The organism is Methylobacterium sp. 17Sr1-1, from assembly GCF_003173775.1.
In the GTDB taxonomy this organism is placed as follows: Bacteria; Pseudomonadota; Alphaproteobacteria; order Rhizobiales; family Beijerinckiaceae; genus Methylobacterium.
The window spans coordinates 6,360,243-6,378,748 of record NZ_CP029552.1; the positions used below are offsets into that span (position 1 = coordinate 6,360,243).

At 71.2% G+C, this 18,506-nt stretch carries 14 protein-coding genes; 7 read left to right on the top strand and 7 right to left on the bottom strand.

The annotated features are described in order from the left end of the window. The first annotated feature begins 117 nt into the window (after positions 1-117). Positions 118-855, top strand: coding sequence for a cellulose biosynthesis protein BcsS (bcsS, locus tag DK412_RS29055; protein WP_245571998.1), 738 nt, complete (start codon positions 118-120; stop codon positions 853-855). 295 nt (positions 856-1,150) lie between these two features. On the opposite strand, the gene DK412_RS29060 is transcribed toward bcsS, so the two are convergent. Then, positions 1,151-3,325, bottom strand: coding sequence for a malate synthase G (locus tag DK412_RS29060; protein ID WP_109974824.1), 2,175 nt, complete (start codon positions 3,323-3,325; stop codon positions 1,151-1,153). A gap of 268 nt (positions 3,326-3,593) precedes the next feature. On the opposite strand from DK412_RS29060, the gene DK412_RS29065 reads away from it, so the two are divergent. Next, a complete protein-coding gene (locus DK412_RS29065) occupies positions 3,594-4,346 on the top strand; it encodes a DUF2076 domain-containing protein (protein WP_109974825.1) in 753 nt (250 codons plus the stop codon). A 127-nt stretch (positions 4,347-4,473) separates the two neighbouring features. On the opposite strand, the gene DK412_RS29070 is transcribed toward DK412_RS29065, so the two are convergent. After that, positions 4,474-5,424, bottom strand: coding sequence for a L,D-transpeptidase (locus DK412_RS29070; RefSeq protein WP_245447343.1), 951 nt, complete (start codon positions 5,422-5,424; stop codon positions 4,474-4,476). 257 nt (positions 5,425-5,681) lie between these two features. Here DK412_RS29070 and DK412_RS29075 point away from each other — a divergent pair, with 257 nt between their 5' ends. Beyond that, entirely contained in the window at positions 5,682-6,398 is a 717-nt protein-coding gene (locus DK412_RS29075; RefSeq protein ID WP_109974826.1) for a chemotaxis protein, read from the top strand. Between the two features lie 246 nt (positions 6,399-6,644). Here DK412_RS29075 and DK412_RS29080 read toward each other — a convergent pair whose 3' ends face one another. Next, positions 6,645-7,754 carry a glycosyltransferase 61 family protein gene (locus tag DK412_RS29080; protein ID WP_109974827.1) on the bottom strand — a complete coding sequence of 370 codons (1,110 nt, stop codon included), beginning with the start codon at positions 7,752-7,754 and terminating at the stop codon, positions 6,645-6,647. A gap of 108 nt (positions 7,755-7,862) precedes the next feature. Here DK412_RS29080 and uvrC point away from each other — a divergent pair, with 108 nt between their 5' ends. The 4 genes from uvrC (at position 7,863) to DK412_RS29100 (ending at position 12,075) form a co-directional block, all read left to right on the top strand. Beyond that, positions 7,863-9,914: an excinuclease ABC subunit UvrC gene (uvrC, locus tag DK412_RS29085; protein ID WP_109974828.1), complete on the top strand. Its 2,052-nt coding sequence runs from the start codon at positions 7,863-7,865 to the stop codon at positions 9,912-9,914. 79 nt (positions 9,915-9,993) lie between these two features. Further along, on the top strand, positions 9,994-10,593 hold the full coding sequence (gene pgsA, locus DK412_RS29090; RefSeq protein WP_109974829.1) for a CDP-diacylglycerol--glycerol-3-phosphate 3-phosphatidyltransferase: 600 nt from the start codon (positions 9,994-9,996) through the stop codon (positions 10,591-10,593). 7 nt (positions 10,594-10,600) lie between these two features. Next, positions 10,601-10,852 (top strand): molybdopterin converting factor subunit 1, encoded by a 252-nt coding sequence (moaD, locus tag DK412_RS29095; protein WP_109974830.1) that lies wholly within the window; start codon positions 10,601-10,603, stop codon positions 10,850-10,852. 179 nt (positions 10,853-11,031) lie between these two features. Further along, positions 11,032-12,075 (top strand): DUF3616 domain-containing protein, encoded by a 1,044-nt coding sequence (locus DK412_RS29100; protein ID WP_109974831.1) that lies wholly within the window; start codon positions 11,032-11,034, stop codon positions 12,073-12,075. A 9-nt stretch (positions 12,076-12,084) separates the two neighbouring features. Here the strand turns inward: DK412_RS29100 and DK412_RS29105 are convergent, their stop codons facing one another. From DK412_RS29105 to DK412_RS29120, 4 genes are all read right to left on the bottom strand, one after another. Beyond that, positions 12,085-13,026, bottom strand: a complete 942-nt coding sequence (locus DK412_RS29105) for a metal ABC transporter substrate-binding protein (RefSeq protein ID WP_109974832.1) — start codon at positions 13,024-13,026, stop codon at positions 12,085-12,087. A gap of 277 nt (positions 13,027-13,303) precedes the next feature. Next, positions 13,304-16,063 (bottom strand): phosphoenolpyruvate carboxylase, encoded by a 2,760-nt coding sequence (locus DK412_RS29110; protein ID WP_109974833.1) that lies wholly within the window; start codon positions 16,061-16,063, stop codon positions 13,304-13,306. 314 nt (positions 16,064-16,377) lie between these two features. Next, a complete protein-coding gene (sucD, locus tag DK412_RS29115; protein ID WP_109974834.1) occupies positions 16,378-17,277 on the bottom strand; it encodes a succinate--CoA ligase subunit alpha in 900 nt (299 codons plus the stop codon). An 11-nt stretch (positions 17,278-17,288) separates the two neighbouring features. Beyond that, positions 17,289-18,458 (bottom strand): malate--CoA ligase subunit beta, encoded by a 1,170-nt coding sequence (locus DK412_RS29120; protein WP_109974835.1) that lies wholly within the window; start codon positions 18,456-18,458, stop codon positions 17,289-17,291. Between the last annotated feature and the right edge of the window lie 48 nt (positions 18,459-18,506).

The following is an 18,506-nucleotide window of genomic DNA, read 5'->3' on the forward strand; positions in this document are numbered from 1 at the left end:
TAACCGTCTCGTTGCATAAATCAGTGCACAAAGTTTTGGTAACCAGTTCAGGAGGCGGCGTTGATTGCCTCGATTCAGTCACGAACACTCGGCCTCGTCGGCGGCGTGAGCCTGGCCGTGCTCGCAGCGGCGGGTACGGCGCGGGCGGCGGACCTGAGGGCGCCGAGCACCGACGCCGACTGGTACACCGGCGCGCCAGCCCAAGCGGTCGACGACAGCTGGGCGGTCGCCGTCGACGGCTCGACCAGCGTCACCTCGAACAGCTCGGCCTTCGGCTCGATCACCGTGACGGCGCCGCTCGCCGGCTCGCCGACCCAGAGCGGTCCGCGGGTGCGGGTCGAGGCCATCGCCGGCACCTATTCCTATCCGGGCCAGGCCGTCGCCTCGCGGGTGACGGGCTACCAGCAGGAAGGATCGGCGATGGCCGGCTACGAGTGGGTGTGGCGCGACGCGGCGCTCGCCGGCTTCATCGGCTTCAACGTGCGCAGCAACCAGCTCTCGATCCCCGATCCCGGCAACCCGGTGGTCGGCACCGGAATCGGCCTGCGCGTCGCCGCGAATTTCTACGCCAACCCGACCGACCGCACCATGGTGTCGGCCTACGGCTCGTATTCGACCAAGTTCAACGCCTATTATTCGCGCCTGCGCGTCGGCTACATGGTCGCCGACGGCGTCTATATCGGCCCCGAGGCGCTGTTCCTCGGCGACGACTTCTTCCGCCAGTACCGGATCGGCGCCCATCTCTCGGGCGTGAAGTTCGGGCCGGTGCAGATGTCGCTGGCGGCGGGCTACGTGCAGGACCGGGTCCAGGGCTCGGGGTACTATTCGAGCATCGAGGCGCGGGCGAATTTTTAGATGTCGAAGCCTGTTCGATCAGCCACTACAGACTGATCACGCTCTGCGTCATTCCGGTGCCGTGCAGCGGAGCACGGAATCCAGAAACACAGGTGTTTCGGAAGGAAGCGGAACGATCTGCGCCTTGTCCCGAACGATCCGCGGCTCTGGATTCCGGGCTCCGCTTCGCGGCCCCGGAATGACCTGGCGGGTACCAGGACCGTCGAGCAAGCCTGACAAGCCCTCTACCTCATTTGCCCGCTCTCTCGAACGAAGCGGGGGCGCCCGGCTGTCCGGACGCCCCTCCCCCGTCCGATCAGGCCGGCGCGCCGGCCGCCTTGGCCTCGCGGCGGCGGGCGTGCAGCACGTACTCGGTGTAGCCGTTCGGCTGGACGCGGCCCTTGAACACCAGGTCGCAGGCTGCCTGGAAGGCCGGCCCGTCGAAGCCCGGCGCCATCGGCCGGTAGAGCGGGTCGCCGGCATTTTGGCGGTCGACCACCTGGGCCATCCGCTTCATCGTCTCCATCACCTGCGCCTCCGACACCACGCGATGGTGCAGCCAGTTGGCGATGTGCTGGGACGAGATCCGCAGGGTGGCGCGGTCCTCCATCAGCGCCACGTCGTGGATGTCCGGCACCTTCGAGCAGCCGACGCCCTGGTCGATCCAGCGCACGACGTAGCCCAGGATGCTCTGGACGTTGTTGTCGATCTCCTGCTGCACGTCGTCGGGGGCGAAGTTCGAGCGGGCGAGCGGCACCTGCAGGATCTCGTCGAGGGCCGAGCGCGGCCGGCGCGCCAGCTCCTGCTGGCGGGCCTTCACGTCGGTCTCGTGGTAGTGCAGCGCGTGCAGCGTCGCGGCGGTCGGCGAGGGCACCCAGGCGGTCGAGGCGCCGGCCTTCGGGTGGGCGCCCTTCTGCATCAGCATGTCGGCCATGGCGTCGGGCGCCGCCCACATGCCCTTGCCGATCTGCGCCCGGCCGAGCAGGCCGCAGGCGAGGCCGACATCGACGTTGTTCTCCTCGTAGCCCTTGATCCAGGGCGTGCCCTTCATGTCGTTCTTGCGGATGACGGGGCCCGCCTCCATCGAGGTGTGGATCTCGTCGCCGGTGCGGTCGAGGAAGCCGGTATTGATGAACACCACCCGCTCCTCCGCCGCCTTGATGCAGGCGGCGAGGTTCACCGTGGTGCGGCGCTCCTCGTCCATGATGCCCATCTTGAGGGTGTTGGGCTTGAGACCCAGCATCGCCTCGACGCGCCCGAACAGCTCGACCGCGAAGGCGACCTCGTCCGGCCCGTGCATCTTCGGCTTGACGATGTAGACCGAGCCGCGGCGGCTGTTGCGGATGCCGGACGTGCTCTTGAGGTCGTGGATCGCGATCAGCGCCGTGACGGCGGCATCAAGGATGCCCTCCGGCACCTCGGCGCCGCTCTCGTCGAGCACCGCATCCGTGAACATGTGGTGGCCGACATTGCGCACCAGCATCAGCGAGCGGCCGGGCACGCTGACCTCGCCCTGGCCGTCGGGGGCGGTGTAGGTGCGGTCGGGGTTGAGCTTGCGCTCGAAGCGGCGGCCGTCCTTCTCGACCGGGGCCGAGAGGCTGCCGTTCATCAGGCCGAGCCAGTTGCGGTAGACCACGACCTTGTCGTCGGCATCGACCGCCGCGACCGAATCCTCGAGATCCATGATGGTCGAGACCGCCGACTCGATCACGATGTCGGCGACGCCCGAGGCGTCGAAGCGGCCGATCCGGTGGGTGCGGTCCAGCACGACCTCGACGTGCAGGCCGTGGTGGCGCAGCAGCAGGGCCGTCGGCGAGGTGGCCTTGCCGCGGTAGCCGGCAAAGGCCTCGGGCCGGGCGAGCGGGATGGTGTCGCCGGTGTTCATGTTGCCGACGAGCTGCCCGCCCTCCACCGCGTAGGTCACCACGTCGGCGTGGCGGCCGCCGGCGAGCGGCAGGGTGCGGTCGAGGAAGGCGCGGGCGCGCGCCACCACCCGGGCGCCGCGGGTGCGGTTGTAGCCGCCGCCTCGGGTCGCGCCGCCCTCCTCCGACACCGCGTCGGTGCCGTAGAGCGCGTCGTAGAGCGAGCCCCAGCGGGCATTGGCGGCGTTGAGCGCGTAGCGGGCGTTCGAGGTCGGGACGACCAGCTGCGGTCCGGCGATGGTGGCGATCTCGTCGTCGACGTCGTCGGTGCGCACCTGGACCGGGCCGGGATCGGGCAGAAGGTAGCCGATCTCGGTGAGGAACGCCTTGTAGGCCGCCTCGTCCACCGGCTTGCCGACCCGCTCGCGGTGCCAGGCGTCGATCTTCTCCTGGATCGCGTCGCGGGTCTCGAGCAGGGCGCGGTTGCGGGGCCCTAAGTCGCGCACGATGGCCGACAGGCCGTTCCAGAAGGTCTCCGGGCTGATCCCGGTCCCCGGCAGGGCTTCCTCGACCACGAAATCGTGCAGCACCGAGGCCACCGACACGCCACCGACCGTCTTGCGATCCATCCGACTTCCTCCCGCGGGCATCCGCACGTGCCGCGTCTTCGCGCCCCCCTTAACAGGGGATGCGGAGACCAGAAAGCCGGCGCGCGGGCGCAGAACGGCGCCCGTCGCGCCGGCCGGGCGTCATCCCGGGATGAGACGACCTGTCGAAAACGTAATGTTCTGTGGGAGCGAAAATGCCCCGCTCGGGCGTTGCCTCCCCGTGACAAACGCCGGCCCCCCTCCCATCTCGTGGGCGCCGGTCCGCCGGCAACCGAAGGAGTACGGCTCCATGAACAGCGAAGAACGCGACGTCATCAACGGCATATTCCAGCGACTGGAGCAGGCCGCGCAGCAGCCCCGCGATGCCGACGCGGAGCGCTTCATCGCCGACAAGATCCGCGCCCAGCCCTACGCCCCCTACGCCATGGCGCAGCTCGTCTACGTGCAGGAGGAGGCGATCAAGAGCCTCAACCAGCAGCTCGAGCAGGCCCGGGCCGAGGCCCAGCGCGGCGGCCAGGGTGCTGGCCAGGGCTCCGGCGGCGGCTTCTTCTCCAGCATCTTCGGCGGCGGGTCGCGGCCCGAGCCGCAGCAACCGCCGCAGCGCGCCGGCGCCTGGGGCAACCAGGGCGGCTACGGCCAGCAGCCCCCGCCCGGCTACGGCGGCCCGCAGGGCTATCCGCCGCAGCAACCCGGCTACGGCGGCCCGCAACAGGGCGGTCCCTGGGGCGGTCAGCAGGCGCCGCAGCGCAGCGGCGGCGGCTTCCTTGCCACGGCGCTGCCGATGGCGGCCGGTGCGGCCGGCGGCATGCTGCTCGGCAGCGCGCTCAGCAACGCCTTCGCGGGCGGCCACTCGTCGCTCGGCAGCATGGCGGGCTTAGGGGGCGCCGGCGCTGCGGGCGGCACGGTCGTCGAGAACAACTACTTCGGCAACCAGGGCGGCAGCGAGGATTTCGGTGCCCCCCTCGGCGGCGACGATGCCGGCTTCCAGGACGCCTCCTTCGACGGCGACATGGGCGACGGCGGCAGCGACGACTGGGTCTGATCAGCCGTCGCACCGGTTCTGAGGGGGCCCCGCCGCGGCGACGCGGCGGGGCCCTCGTCATGTCGGATCCCGTGTCGTCAGATCGCTTGGTCGTCAGATCGCTTGGTCGTCAGATCACACTTGGTCGTCAGATCACCTGCACGCGGGCGCCGACCGGCACGCGCTCGTAGAGGTCGGTCACGTCCTCGTTCATCATCCGGATGCAGCCCGAGGAGACCGACTGGCCGATCGTGTGCGGCTCGTTGGTGCCGTGGATGCGGTAGAGCGACGAGCCGAGATAGAGGGCGCGGGCGCCGAGCGGGTTGGCGGGGCCGCCGGCCATGTGGCGCGGCAGGTCGGGGCGGCGGCGCAGCATCTCGGCCGGCGGGGTCCAGTCCGGCCACTCGCGCTTGGCGCTGACCGTCTTCATGCCCGACCAGGTGAAGCCCGGCCGGCCGACGCCGATGCCGTAGCGCAGGGCTCGGCCGCCGGGCTGGACCAGGTAGAGGAAGCGCGACGGCGTATCGATCACGATGGTGCCGGGCCTCTGGCCTCCGTCATAGGCGACCTCCTGGCGCTGGAAGCGCGGATCCATCGCCCGGCCGATCCCCTCCTCCCGGGCCTCCGGCATCACCGCCGGGCTCGGTCGGCCGCGGGGCGCCTCGAACGGGTCGGGCGCGTAGGCCTGGGGAGCTGCGGGCGGCGCATAGGCCTGCGGCGCGTAGGTCTGTGCCGGTAGCGGGTCGCCGGAATGCGGGTATCGCCGGGGCACCACCGGCTCGTAGCCGATCTGGGCGCCCGACGTGCCGGCGGCGGCGTAGCCCGCGGTGCGGGCATAGGCCGGCGGCGCCCCGTAAGGACCGGCAGCGGTGCCGGCCTGCCGGTAGCCGCGGCCCGCAAGGATCGTGCCGTCCGGGGCGACCGGCGCCGGGCGCAGCGGGCGGGCGGCGTAGGTCGGGTCCTGCCCGGTCATCAGGTACTCGATGAAGCCGCCGCCATAGGATCCGGGCGCTCCCTGCGCCAGGACCGGCAGAGGTCCGAGACCCGCCCCGAGACCGGCCGCGATCGCCCCGGCCAGCACCATCCCGCGCACCACCATCGCACCCGTCCCCGCAACCCCTGCCGCATCCCGGCGATGGCGCCAGGAGAGCAGGGACCCCGGGACCGGGCGGTGAAGGAACGTGGTGAGCGTTTCGCTAAATCCTTGCGACGAATCATTAATTCGGCCTCACGGTGAATCGTTCGTCACCGCGGGCGCAGCCTCCGGCAGGCATTCAGCAAATCGCAATCAATGTTGGGGACATTGGCCCGTGTGGGCCGTGCGATGCGGCCGCGGCTGCAGGCTCTCTCGGACCCATGAAGAACAAGCGCTTCCGCATCGAGGACAGTCTCGGGGTTGCTTCCGTTCCCGTCGAGGCGGCGCCCCCGCCGGTCTCGCCCAACGACGAGCGGATCTCCGAGATCCTGGCGACGGTCAACGAGCTCAAGCGCCTGACCGAGACCACCACCGGCGACGTGATCGACGCCTGCCGGCGGGAGATGGCCGAGATCTACGGCATGCGCAACGAGCTCGACGTGATGAAGGCCGCGATCGGCCGGACCAAGCACGAGATCGCGGTGCTGCACCGGCAGGACTTCGACGGCAAGGGCGTGCGCCGGGCCGCCGGCGAGCTGGACGCCGTGGTCGACGCCACCGAGCGGGCCACCACCACCATCCTGGCGGCGGTCGAGGACATCGAGACCCACGCCTCGGTGCTGCGCTCGACCGGTGGCCTGAAGGATCACTCCGACGTCGACGCGATCCTCGAGCGCACCGTGGTGCTCTACGAGGCCTGCAACTTCCAGGACCTGACCGGCCAGCGCATCAGCAAGATCGTCAGCGTGCTGAAGTTCGTCGAGGACCACATCGACCGGATGATCGAGGCCTGGGGCGGCCTGGAGGCCTTCAAGGACCTGATCGGCGAGCGCGCCGGGGTCAGCATCGACGACGAGAGCAGCCTGCTCAACGGGCCTAAGCTCGACGAGGATCCGGGCCACGTCGACCAGACCGACATCGACGCGCTGTTCGACTGACGGGTGGGGCGGGCAGCGGCGGGGCGCCGGCGCTTCAAGGGCCAGCCGGCGAATTTCGTACCCTCGACGTCATCCCGGGGCTCGAAGGCGAGAACCCGGGATCCATAACCGCCGAGGTCGGAAGAGAGAGGCGGATCGCGTTCCGCCTCATCCCGCACCGTCGGTGGTCATGGATCCCGGGTTCGGATTTCGCGGCCCCGGGACGACCCGGAGGGTGTCGGCATCGTGGCGAGAGCGATACGGGAGCTACACCGGCCCCCGCCCGGCCATCCGCCCGAGCCGCGACCACGCCGCCGACAGCACGCCCCGCCCCGGATCCGGCATGGCCGCCATCCTGGCGATTCCCCGCAGCAGCCCGTCCGCGGCGGCGCGCGGGTCGGCGAGGGCCTGCTGGCTGCCGAAGGCGCCCGGCTCCGCCTCCGCCGTGCCGGGCTGGTGGAGATAGGTCACCGCGTTGCCGCAGAGCGCGTCGACGAGCAGGAAGGTCGGGTTGATCACCGGGCCGGGGCTCAGCGCCACCACCCGCCGGCGAGGCGGCGCGAACAGAGCCGTGTGCAGGGCCGAGCCGAGCGAGCCCGCGACCACCCGCCGGCGGGCGAAGAGCCGGACCTGCTCGGAAAAACTCATCGCCTCCGGGTGCAGGATCTCGACGCCCTCCCGGGCCAGGATCTCCGTCACCGCCTCCTCGTTGGCGAAGCGGCGCACGCCGCCCGAGAGCCGCGTCTTCGCGAGGTAGGCCGGGCGGTCGTCCGCATCGACCTCGTCCAGAGCGTAGCAGCCCGCTCCGATCTCCCGGCACAGGTCGCGGAAGACCGTGTGGGCAAAACCCTCCTCCTGGAAGGCGGGAGCCGGCACGATCGCGCGGCGCAGGCGCATCGGCGCCTCGAAGGCGTGGACGTCGCGGACCGCGAGGCCGAGCCGCGCCAGGATGTCGACGGCGAAGCGGTAGGGCTGCCACAGGCCCTCGTGGGCCGGGGCGTAGCACAGGATCGGCGCCGGGGCTTGAGCCCGCAGCAGCGGCCAGAACCGCGGCAGGGTGGTGACCAGGAAGTGCCCGTAATGCAGGTGGGCACCGCCGAGGAACAGGTAGGTCTCCTCCGGCGCGTACGGGATGGCCGCCGGCAGGCCGTCCGGCCACGCCTCGGGCCAGTCGGTGCGCTGCCAGGACGGGGTGGTGCCGCTCCCGCGGATGTCGACGCTCTCGGGGATGAAGCGGCGGGCGGCGTCGAACAGGGCCGAGGGCTGGCCCCGTGCCTCGCTGTGCGGCAGGTAGAGGACGTCCTCGACGATCCGTACGGCCGGCAGGTCGGGCCGGAGACGCGGGATCCGGGGCGTCCGGCAGGCGCGGAGCGTCATGCGGGGCGGGGTGTCACGGGGGTGGTCCTTCGGCGCGGGCGTGAGGGAGGCCTTTTAGCGCCTAGGGCCGGTCTTTCCAGCGGCGGGAAGGCCGCCTACATCGCCCTCATGAGCCGACAGCCTGGGAACGACGTGCCGCCCGACGCCCTCGACACGATCGAGGACGACGACGAGGCGGTGGACGCCCTCGACACCGCCCCCGAGATCGACTTCGACCTCGATGCCGGCGCCGGCGCGATCCAGGCCGGCACCGCGGTGATCCGTCGGTTCTGGACCACCCTGCCGACTTCGCCGGGCGTCTACCGGATGTTCGACGCCAAGGGCGACGTGCTCTACGTCGGCAAGGCCAAGAACCTGAAGAACCGCGTCGGGTCCTACGCGCGGGGCCAGGCGCACACCAACCGCATCGCCCGGATGATCGCCGAGACGGCCTCGATGGAGTTCGTCACCACGGCGACCGAGACCGAGGCGCTGCTGCTCGAAGCGAACCTCATCAAGCAGCTGAAGCCCCGCTTCAACGTGCTGATGCGGGACGACAAGTCCCTGCCCTACATCCTGCTCACCGCCGATTCCAACGCGCCGCAGCTCGTCAAGCATCGCGGGGCGCGGCGTCGCGCCGGCCATTATTACGGCCCCTTCGCCAGCGTCTGGGCGGTGAACCGCACGGTCAACGCGCTCCAGCGCGCCTTCCTGCTGCGCTCCTGCTCCGACAGCTACTTCGAGAACCGCACGCGGCCGTGCCTGCTCTACCAGATCAAGCGCTGCTCGGGCCCCTGCACCAACGAGATCTCGGTCGAGGACTATGCCGGCCTCGCCGCGGAAGCGCGGGGGTTTCTCTCGGGCAAGTCCAACGCCGTGAAGGAGCGCATGGCCGCCGAGATGCAGGCCGCCTCCGACGCCTGGGAGTTCGAGAAGGCGGCGCGCTACCGCGACCGCATCGCCGCGCTCGCCGCCATCCAGGGCGTGCAGGGCGTGAACACGCAAGGGATCGAGGAGGCCGACGTCTTCGCCCTCGACGAGCAGGCCGGCCAGTTCTGCATCGAGGTGTTCTTCTTCCGCAACTGGCAGAACTGGGGCAACCGGGCCTACTTTCCGAAGGCCGACCGCAGCATGAGCCCGGCCGAGGTGCTGGCCTCGTTCCTGGCCCAGTTCTACGACGACAAGCCGGCGCCCCGCCTCGTGCTGACCTCGCACGAGATCGAGGATGCGGAGCTGCTCGCCGCCGCGCTCTCGACCAGGGCCGAGAACCGGGTCGAGATCCACGCCCCGAAGCGCGCCGAGCGCAAGAACCTCGTCGACTACGCCGCCCGCAACGCCCGCGAGGCGTTGGGCAGGCGCCTCGCCGACACCGCCTCGCAGGGCAAGCTGCTCGCCGCCCTCGGCACGTCGTTCAACCTCGCCGCGGCGCCGCGGCGGATCGAGGTCTACGACAACTCGCACATCATGGGGACGAACGCCGTCGGCGCGATGATCGTCGCGGGCCCCACCGGCTTCATGAAGACCCATTACCGCACCTTCACCATCAAGTCCGAGGAGGTGAAGCCCGGCGACGATTACGGCATGATGCGCGAGGTGCTGCAGCGCCGCTTCGCGCGCCTGGTCAAGGAGCATCCGCGCACCAAGGCGGAGGCGGCGATGGCCGCTGCCGAGGGTGGGCCGGCAGAGCCGGAGCCGGCGCCCGATCCGGCGGACCCGGACGTGTTTCCGGCCTGGCCCGACCTGGTGCTGATCGACGGCGGCCGCGGTCAGCTCGAAGCGGCCCGAAAGGCCCTCGACGAGGTCGGGGTGACCGACGTGCCGCTCGTCGGCATCGCCAAGGGGCGCGACCGCGACGCGGGCCGCGAGACCTTCTTCGTGCCCGGCCAGGCGCCGTTCCGGCTGCCGCCGCGGGATCCGACGCTCTACTTCGTCCAGCGCCTGCGCGACGAGGCCCACCGCTTCGCCATCGGGGCGCACCGGGCCAAGCGGAAGCGCGAGATGGTGAAGAACCCCCTCGACGAGATCCCGGGGGTGGGCCCGACCCGCAAGCGCGCGCTCCTGCACCATTTCGGGACGGTGAAGGCGATCGAGCGGGCGGCCCTGGAGGATCTCGCCAAGGCGCCGGGCGTCAATGCCGCCACCGCCCGGGCGGTCTACGACTTCTTCCATACCGATGCGTGACGAATCGCCGATGCGTGACGTCGAGTCCGGGTCGAGTTCTGTTGACGCCCCCTCCCCCCGCGTGGTTTCACCGACGGTGATGAACGTGGTCGTACCCCGGCGCCGCTCGACGGCCCTGAACCTCGCGAACCTCCTGACCTACGGCCGTCTGGTCGCGGTGCCGGTGGTGGTGGCGCTGCTGTTCTGGCCGCAGGACGACACCGCGCGCTGGATCGCCGTCGCCGTCTTCGTCGCCGCCGCGATCACCGACTACCTCGACGGCTACGTCGCCCGCACCTACTCGCAGAGCTCGGCGCTCGGGCGGATGCTCGACCCGATCGCCGACAAGCTGCTCGTCGCCGCGAGCCTGCTGATGCTCTGCGCCGACGGGACGATCCGCGGCTGGTCGCTCTGGGCCGCGATCGTGATCCTGTGCCGCGAGATCCTGGTCTCAGGGTTGCGCGAGTACCTCGCCGAGCTGAAGGTCGGCGTGCCGGTGAGCCGGGTCGCCAAGTGGAAGACCGCGGTGCAGCTCGTGGCCCTCGGCGTGCTGATCGCCGGCCCCGCCGGCGAGCGGGTGCTGCCGGGCAACGGCACGCTCGGGCTCGTCCTGCTCTGGCTCGCCGCGGCGCTGACGCTCTACACGGGCTACGACTACATGCGCTCCGGCATCCGCCACGTCATCGACGACGAGAGATGAGCCCCCGATGAAGCTCGTCTATTTCGCCTGGGTCCGCGAGCGGATCGGCCGCCCCGAGGAAACCCTCGACCTGCCGCCGGAGGTGACGACGGTCGCCGACCTCGTCGCGTGGCTGAGGGGCCGCGGCGAGGAATACGCCTACGCCTTCGAGACGGACGGCGTGGTCCGCGCCGCCGTCGACCGGGTCCATGCCAAGCCCGGGACCGCGCTCGCCGGCGCGAGCGAGGTGGCGTTCTTCCCGCCGATGACCGGGGGGTGAGGCGGCTCGTGGGGCCGGATCGTCCTCCGCGAGCCTCTGTTCGGCTTCCACAACAGTTTTGTCACCCTCCGCGTCATCCCGGGGCCGCGTAGCGGAGGCCGGGATGATGCGGAGGGTCGTTGGTCGAGGCGCCCATCCGACCGGCTTCCGCATTTCGACCAAATACCCAGAGACCCGTGATGCCCCGCCCCCTGCCGCTCCTCGCGCTCCTGGTCTCGTCCCTCGCGGTCTCCGCCGCCTCGGCCGAGCCGGTGAAGGTGGGGCCACTGCTGGAGCATCGCGGGATGTGCGAGGCCTCGGGCGCGGTGCCGTATCCGCGCGGGAGCTTCGGTGACCGGTTCCTGGTGGTCGACGACGAATCGACGGTGGTGATGCTCTACCGGGCCGGGGCGAGCGGCGACGCGCTGCCGCTGGCGGGCAGCGATCTGGGTCCGCAACTCGGCCTCGGGCCAGAGGACCGCAAGGCCGACCTCGAATCCGCGACCTGGCTCGGCTCCGACCTCTACGTGCTCGGTTCCCACAGCCGCCGGCGCGGCGGCAAGCAGAGCCCCGGCCGCGGCCGCCTCGCCGCCGTGACGGTGGCGGACACGGACGGCCCCGGCCTCGCCCCGAAGGGCCGCGCGGTGAAGGGGCTGCCGCAGGCCTTCGCCGCCCTGTCGCCCCTGTTCGCGGAGCGGATCGGGCTCGACGTATCGGCCCGGGACGACCTCGACCCCAAGCGCAAGGGCTTCAACATCGAGGGGATGGCGCCGCGGCCGGACGGCAAGTCGCTCTGGCTCGGCCTGCGCAACCCCCTCGACACCGACGCCAACGCCCTGCTGGTGGCGCTGGAGAACCCGGCCGAAGCGGTGGCCGGCGCCGCCCCGCGCCTCGGCACCCCGGTCGCGCTGGATCTCAAGGGCCGCGGCATCCGGGACATCGCCTACGCGCCCCAGGCCAGGACCTACTTCATCCTGGCGGGCGGAGCCGGCGGCGGCGGCGAGCCGTTCGACCTCTACCGCTGGTCGGGCGATCCGGCGGACAGGCCCGCGCGGGTCGAGGGTGCCGCGGCGGCCTTCGCGCCGATTCCCGATTTTCAGCCGGAGGCCTTGCTGGTCAGCCCGGCCGGCGACCGGGTCCAGGTGCTGAGCGACGACGGCGAGGCCCTCGGCTCCGACGGCAGGCCGTGCGAGGAGTCGCGGGACGGCAAGCGGTTCCGGAGCCTGACGCTCGACCTGAAGTAGGGCGCATCCTCACCCGCCCAGGGCCGCCACGAACTCCCGAACGTTGTGGCGCATCATCTCGAGATAGGTCGGCGCGGGGCCGCCGGGCTCGGACAGGGCGTCGGAGAAGACCCGGCCGCCCGCCTTGGCGCCGCCCTCCCGGGCGATCTGCTGCATCAGCCGCGGATCGGAGATGTTCTCGAGGAACACCGCCGGGATCCTGTCGCGGCGGACCTGCCGCACGATCGCCGCGACGTCGCGGGCGGTGGCCTCGCTCTGGCTCGACACGCCCTGGGGGGCGACGAAGCGTAGCCCATAGGCCCTGGCGAAGTACCCGAAGGCGTCGTGGGTGGTGACGATGCGCCGGCGCGCCTCCGGAATACCGGCGACCGCCTTGCGCACCTCGGCATCGAGGGCGTCGAGCTGCGCGAGGTAGGCCGTCGCATTGGCCTGGTAGGCCGCCCTGCCCTCGGGATCGGCGCTCGCCAGCCCGTCGCGGATATTGGCGACGTAAGTCCGGGTATTGGCGACGTTCTGCCAGGCATGCGGATCGGCGGCGTGCGAATGCCCATGATCCGGGCCGTGGCCGTCGTCGTCCTCCTCGATCGGGACGATGCCCTTCGCGGCGACGACGACCTTGGCCTTGGTGCCGGAGGCCTTGATCAGCCGGTCGATCCAGCCCTCGAAGCCGAGGCCGTTCACCACCACGAGCCGCGCCGCCGCCACGGCCTGGGCGTCCGCCGGGGCCGGCACGAAGCTGTGCGCGTCGCCGTTCGGCCCGACGAGCGTGGTGACGGCGACCCGCGATCCCCCGACCTGCCGCACGAGATCGCCCAGGATCGAGAAGGTCGCCACCACGCGGACGGTCTCTTGCTGGACGGGTTCTTGCCGGGCGGGCTCCTGTGCCCGCGCCGGGACGATCCAGGCGAGGCCCAGAGCCAGCAGCAGCGTTCCGATTCCCAGCCTGCCCATCACCACAATCCCTCGCTCGACGACGTGCCTCACCTAGGCCGGCGCGGGGAAGATTGCAACATTGTTACACCACCGGTGGGCTGGGGTCCGCTCCGGTGGTCCGGGAGTCTGCCGCGGAGTTAACCTGGAGCGAGGACAGGGCGGCGCGGCGCGTCCAGGGTCGCGGCCGTCACGCCGTTCCTGCCGCTCCCGCTCGGACGGTGTCACCGGCGGGCCGGACCATCATGCGCGAGCGGGATGCCCCGGCCCGCTGCTCTCTTTTCTCGCCATTCCCGCCTCACCCCGTCGCCCCGAACCCGGTGGCGACGCAGTTGATCGACAGGAGCAGGGCGGATTTCAGCGCCTCGCGCGCCGTCTCGTCGGTCTCGGCCCGGAAGCGGCGCAGGAGGTTCACCTGCTCGCGGCTGACCTGGTTGAGCACCGGCAGCCGCTCGGCGAGCCGTCCGCGATAGAGTGGAAAGCGCTCGGCGAGGCTGGCGGCCCCGCTCACCTCCAGGACCATCGCGCAGGTGAGTCGGTACTCCGCCTCGATCATCGCGAAGACCGCCTCGCGCGCGCCCTCGTCCGGGCACAGGCCGGCGAAGTCGCGGGCGAGCCCAAGATCGACGGTGAGGAGCGTCTTCTCGACCTCGTCCATGATCAGGCGGAACAACGGCGACTCCGAGAACATTCGCCGCAGCAGCGCCCGGCCGGATTCACCCCGCACGTCGAGGAGGCTCTTCACCCCGCTGCCGACCCCGTACCAGCCGGTGATGCCGTGGCGGTTCTGGCTCCAGGCGAAGACCCACGGGATCGCCCGCAGGTCGGCGAGGCTGCGGGCGCCGAAGCGGCGGGACGGGCGCGAGCCGATGTTGAGGAGCGCGATCTCGTCGAGCGGGCTCGCGGCGCCGAAATAGGTCACGAGATCCGGATGCGTCAGGAGCCGGGCATAGGCCGCCCGCGAGGCACCCGACAACGCCTCCAACGCATCGTCGAAGTCCGGGTTCGCCGCAGGAGTCCCGGGGGCCGCGCCGTCGAGGGCGTGGGCGAGCACCGCGGAGGCCAGAAGCTCCATCTGGTAGGCGGCGGTGCCGCGGTTGGCATACTTGAACGACACCACCTCGCCCTGCTCGGTGGTGCGGAACCGGCCGCGGATCGAGCCCGGCGGCTGGGCGGCGATGGCCCGGGCGGTCGGCGCGCCGCCCCGGCTGACCGAGCCGCCGCGGCCGTGGAAGAACGCGATGCCGATCCCGGCCTGCTCGCCGACCTGGGTCAGGAGCCGCTGCGCCTTCGCCAGCTCCCAGTTCGAGGCGACGAAGCCACCGTCCTTGTTCGAATCGGAGTAGCCGATCATCACCTCCTGCACCCCGCCCTGCTGGCGGGCGGAGCGGCGCACCACCGGCACCTTGAGCAGCGCCCGCATGATCGCCGGTGCGGCGCGCAGGTCGTCGATGGTCTCGAACAGGGGCACGATCGGCAGCGGACAGATCTCGGTTCCGGCCGCGTCGAGGAACACGCCTGCCGTCTTCGCCAGCAGGTAGACGCCCAGGATGTCGGGCACCGAATGGGTCATCGACAGGACGAAGGCGCCGAACGCCTCGCGGTCGAGGCTGCCGCGCATCTCGGCCACCAGCCGGAAGGTCGAGAGCGTCTCCCGCGCCTCGTCGGGCAGGCCGGAGAGATCGGGCGGGCCGTCGAGAGGGCGGGCGAGCTCGGCCTCCAGCCATTGCGTCCAGGCCGGGGCGTCGACGTCCGGCGGCTCGCCCTCCTGCGTGGATCCTGGACCTTGGCGCCACAGCGCCTGGAGCGCCCGGGTGGTGCGGGTGGTGTTCTCGCGGATGTCGAGCCGCACGGTCGAGAAGCGGAAGATCTCGACCATCCGGCGCACCGGCCTCACCCGGTTGGCGGACAGCGAGGGGCAGCCCGCGGCGGTCAGGCCCTCCTCCAGGGCGCGCAGGTCGGCGATCAGCGTGTCGGCGTCGGCGTAGCCGGGGCCCGTGGGATCCTGCTCCGGCTCGTCCTCCAGCCCGGCGATCGTCGCGGCGAGGCGCCGGCTCAGGCATGTCAGAAACTGGCGGTAGGGCTCGCCCGGGTTGCGCCGCGCGATGGCCTCCCCATCCGGCTGGAGCGCGAGCTGGTCGGCGAGCGCGGCCGCGAAGCCGTCGGCGACCGGCAGGGCGCGGGCGCTGATCGAGAGGGTGCGGGCGAGCCCGTCGACGCGATCGCGGTAGCGCCGGAGGCTGGCGAGCGCGTTCTGCCGGAGCGTCCGCCGCGTCACCTCGGCGGTGACGAAGGGGTTGCCGTCCCGGTCGCCGCCGATCCAGGAGCCGAACTGGAAGAAGGCCGGCACCTCGAACCGGGCGCCCGGATAGGCGCCGGCCAGCGCCTCCTCCAGTGAGGCCAGGGTCTCGGGCAGCATCTCGAACAGGGTCTCGTCGAAGAAATGCAGCCCCCAGGCCACCTCCCGGTCGACGGTCGGCTTCTCGAGATGCAGCTCCCCGGTCATCCAGACCAGTTCGATCTCGTCGCGCAGGTCGTCCATCAGGGCCTGGCGCTCGCGCTCGGTCCAGCGCGGCATCTCCAGCTCCTTCAGGATCAGGTAGATCCGCCGGAATTTCTCCAGCACCGTGACCCGCTTGGCCTCGGTCGGGTGCGCCGTCAGGGTCGGGCGCACGCGCAGCGACGCCAGCAGCGCGTGGACGGTCTCGGCCGGCACGCCGCGCGCGGCGGCGCGGGCGAGCACGGCGCTGAACGCGTTCTTCAGTCGGTCGCGCCCCGCCTCGCGCTCGACGTGGCGGCGCCGGCGCATGGCGGTGTTCTGCTCGGCGATGGCGATCAGCTGGAACCAGATGCCCCGGACCTGCAGCGCCCGCGCGGTCAGCTCCGGCGACAGACCGGCGATGTCCGCCTGCCCGCGCAACACCGCCTCCAGCTCCGGCTGGTGGCGCCGGCAGACATCGACCAGCGAGCGGAACAGCACGTCGAGGGCGACGCGGTCGTCGGTGCCGGTGATGAGCGGCGGGACGAAGGAGGTGTTGGGGACGGGAGTGTGGATCATCAAAGGGCTCCCCGTGGGGATCGAGGGAGGGGTGTCGAGAAGGGCGCGGGCTTTTCCCTCCCCCCTCTGCGGGGGAGGGTGCGAGCGGAGCGAGCCGGGAAAGGGGCAGCGCGACGCCTACGGACATGGCGCCCTTCAGAATGGTCGCGACCCCTCCGGAAGCGGCGTCGCCTCTCCCGCCCTGCTTCGCAGGGCACCCTCCCCCGCAGAGGGGGGAGGGAGAAAATCCCGCGCCATTTCTTTCCCCGGATAGCTCTGCCGCCCATGGGAAGAGGAGGAATGCACACGGGTCGCCGCAGAACCGATAAGCCGGCTCACGCCGCCTTGCGGCGTTCCGCCATCACCTGCGCCATGGTGGTGCCGAAGGCGCCCGGGCTCGGCGCCACGGTGAGGCCGAAGGAGCGCATGATCTCGGCCTTCTCGGCGGCGCTGTCGCCGGCCGCCGAGATGATCGCGCCGGCGTGACCCATCTTGCGGCCCTTGGGCGCCGTGAGCCCGGCGACGAAGCCGACCACGGGCTTCCTCATGTTCGCCTGGATCCACGAAGCGGCCTCGGCCTCCTGCGGCCCGCCGATCTCGCCGATCATCAACACGGCGGCGGTGTCGGGATCCGCCTCGAACAGGGCGAGGTGGTCGAGGAACGACGAGCCGTTGATCGGATCGCCGCCGATGCCGACCGAGGTCGAGATGCCGAGGCCCACCGCCTTCATCTGCGCCGCGGCCTCGTAGCCGAGCGTCCCGGAGCGCGAGATCACCCCGACATTGCCTTTCAGGTAGATGTGGCCCGGCATGATGCCGAGCATCGCCTTGCCGGGGGAGATGATGCCGGCGCAGTTCGGCCCCACCACCATCGGCCGGCGCTCCCGCGGATAGCGCCGGAGGTAGCGCTTGACCCGCATCATGTCCTGGGCCGGAATCCCGTCGGTGATCGAGCAGATCAGCCGGATGCCGGCATCCGCCGCCTCCATGATGGCGTCGGCGGCAAACGGCGGGGCGACGAAGGTGATGCTCGCTTCGGCCCCCGTCTCCTGCACCGCCTGGCGCACCGTGTCGAAGACCGGCACGCCGTGCTCTGTGCGCCCGCCCTTGCCCGGAGTGACGCCGGCGACGACCCGCGTGCCGTACTCGATCATCTCGCGGGCGTGGAAGCTGCCCTTGTCCCCGGTGATGCCCTGGACCAGGATCCGGGTCGTCTCGTCGATCAGGATGCTCATCGGGCGAATCCTCAGTTCCGGGTGCGGATGGCGGCCACCGCCTTCTCGGCGGCCTCCGTCAGGGTGTCGGCGGTGATGAGGTCGAGGCCGCTCTGCTCCAGGATCGCCTTGCCGGCCTCGACGTTGGTGCCGGCGAGCCGCACCACCAGCGGCACGCCGATCTTCACCTCGCGGGCGGCCTGGACGACGCCCTCGGCGATCCAGTCGCAGCGGTTGATGCCCGCGAAGATGTTGACCAGGATCGCCCGCACGTTCGGGTCGGAGAGGACGAGGCGGAAGGCGGTCGCGACCCGCTGCGGCGAGGCGCCGCCGCCGACATCGAGGAAGTTCGCCGGCTCGCCGCCGGCATGCTTGATCATGTCCATCGTCGCCATGGCGAGGCCGGCGCCGTTGACGATGCAGCCGATCTCGCCGTCGAGGCCGATGTAGTTCAGGTTGTGCTCGGCGGCCTGGGCCTCGCGCGGGTCGCTCTGCGAGGGATCGTGCATGTCGGCGATGGCGCGGCGCCGGAAGAGCGCGTTGTCGTCGAACGACATCTTGGCGTCCAGCGCCAGCACCCGGTCGTCCCGGGTCACGACCAGCGGGTTGATCTCCAGCATCACGGCGTCGCAATCGCGGAACGCGCGGTAGGCGCTCATGATCGTCTTCACGGCGGCGCCGACCTGCTTGATGTTGAGGCCGAGGCGAAAGGCGAGCTCGCGTGCCTCAAAGGGCTGGAGGCCGACCGCCGGCTCCACCACCACCTGGAGCAGCGCCTCCGGATCGGTCGCGGCGATCTCCTCGATGTCCATGCCGCCGGATTTCGAGGCCACGACCCGCACCCGCTCGACCTTCCGGTCGAGGACGATGCCGAGATAGAGTTCGCGCTCGAACGGGTCGGCGGTCTCGATATAGACCCGCTGCACCGGCTTGCCCTCGGGGCCGGTCTGCTGCGTGACGAGGCGACGGCCCAACAGGTCGGTCGCGGCATCGCGGACCTCGTGGGTGGTGCGGCACAGCCGGATGCCCCCGGCCTTGCCGCGGGCGCCGGCATGGATCTGCGCCTTCACCGCCCAGTGCCCGCCTCCCAGCTCGGTCGCGGCGTAGACCGCCTGATCGGGGCTGAAGGCGACGGCGCCCTTCGGGATCGGCACGCCGAAGCTCGCGAGCAGCTCCTTGGCCTGGTATTCGTGCACGTCCATGGCGTCCTCCTGGATGTTGGCAAAGGCTTCCCGGTCCGGGCGCGAGGG

What these genes read in the sequence shown, in the direction of transcription:
- DK412_RS29060 (WP_109974824.1), bottom strand. Translation starts at nt 3,325, where the DNA reads ATGGATCGCAAGACGGTCGGTGGCGTGTCGGTGGCCTCGGTGCTGCAC.
- DK412_RS29065 (WP_109974825.1), top strand. Translation starts at nt 3,594, where the DNA reads ATGAACAGCGAAGAACGCGACGTCATCAACGGCATATTCCAGCGACTG.
- DK412_RS29070 (WP_245447343.1), bottom strand. Translation starts at nt 5,424, where the DNA reads ATGGTGGTGCGCGGGATGGTGCTGGCCGGGGCGATCGCGGCCGGTCTC.
- DK412_RS29075 (WP_109974826.1), top strand. Translation starts at nt 5,682, where the DNA reads ATGAAGAACAAGCGCTTCCGCATCGAGGACAGTCTCGGGGTTGCTTCC.
- DK412_RS29080 (WP_109974827.1), bottom strand. Translation starts at nt 7,754, where the DNA reads ATGACGCTCCGCGCCTGCCGGACGCCCCGGATCCCGCGTCTCCGGCCC.
- uvrC (WP_109974828.1), top strand. Translation starts at nt 7,863, where the DNA reads ATGAGCCGACAGCCTGGGAACGACGTGCCGCCCGACGCCCTCGACACG.
- pgsA (WP_109974829.1), top strand. Translation starts at nt 9,994, where the DNA reads ATGAACGTGGTCGTACCCCGGCGCCGCTCGACGGCCCTGAACCTCGCG.
- moaD (WP_109974830.1), top strand. Translation starts at nt 10,601, where the DNA reads ATGAAGCTCGTCTATTTCGCCTGGGTCCGCGAGCGGATCGGCCGCCCC.
- DK412_RS29100 (WP_109974831.1), top strand. Translation starts at nt 11,032, where the DNA reads ATGCCCCGCCCCCTGCCGCTCCTCGCGCTCCTGGTCTCGTCCCTCGCG.
- DK412_RS29105 (WP_109974832.1), bottom strand. Translation starts at nt 13,026, where the DNA reads ATGGGCAGGCTGGGAATCGGAACGCTGCTGCTGGCTCTGGGCCTCGCC.
- DK412_RS29110 (WP_109974833.1), bottom strand. Translation starts at nt 16,063, where the DNA reads ATGATCCACACTCCCGTCCCCAACACCTCCTTCGTCCCGCCGCTCATC.
- sucD (WP_109974834.1), bottom strand. Translation starts at nt 17,277, where the DNA reads ATGAGCATCCTGATCGACGAGACGACCCGGATCCTGGTCCAGGGCATC.
- DK412_RS29120 (WP_109974835.1), bottom strand. Translation starts at nt 18,458, where the DNA reads ATGGACGTGCACGAATACCAGGCCAAGGAGCTGCTCGCGAGCTTCGGC.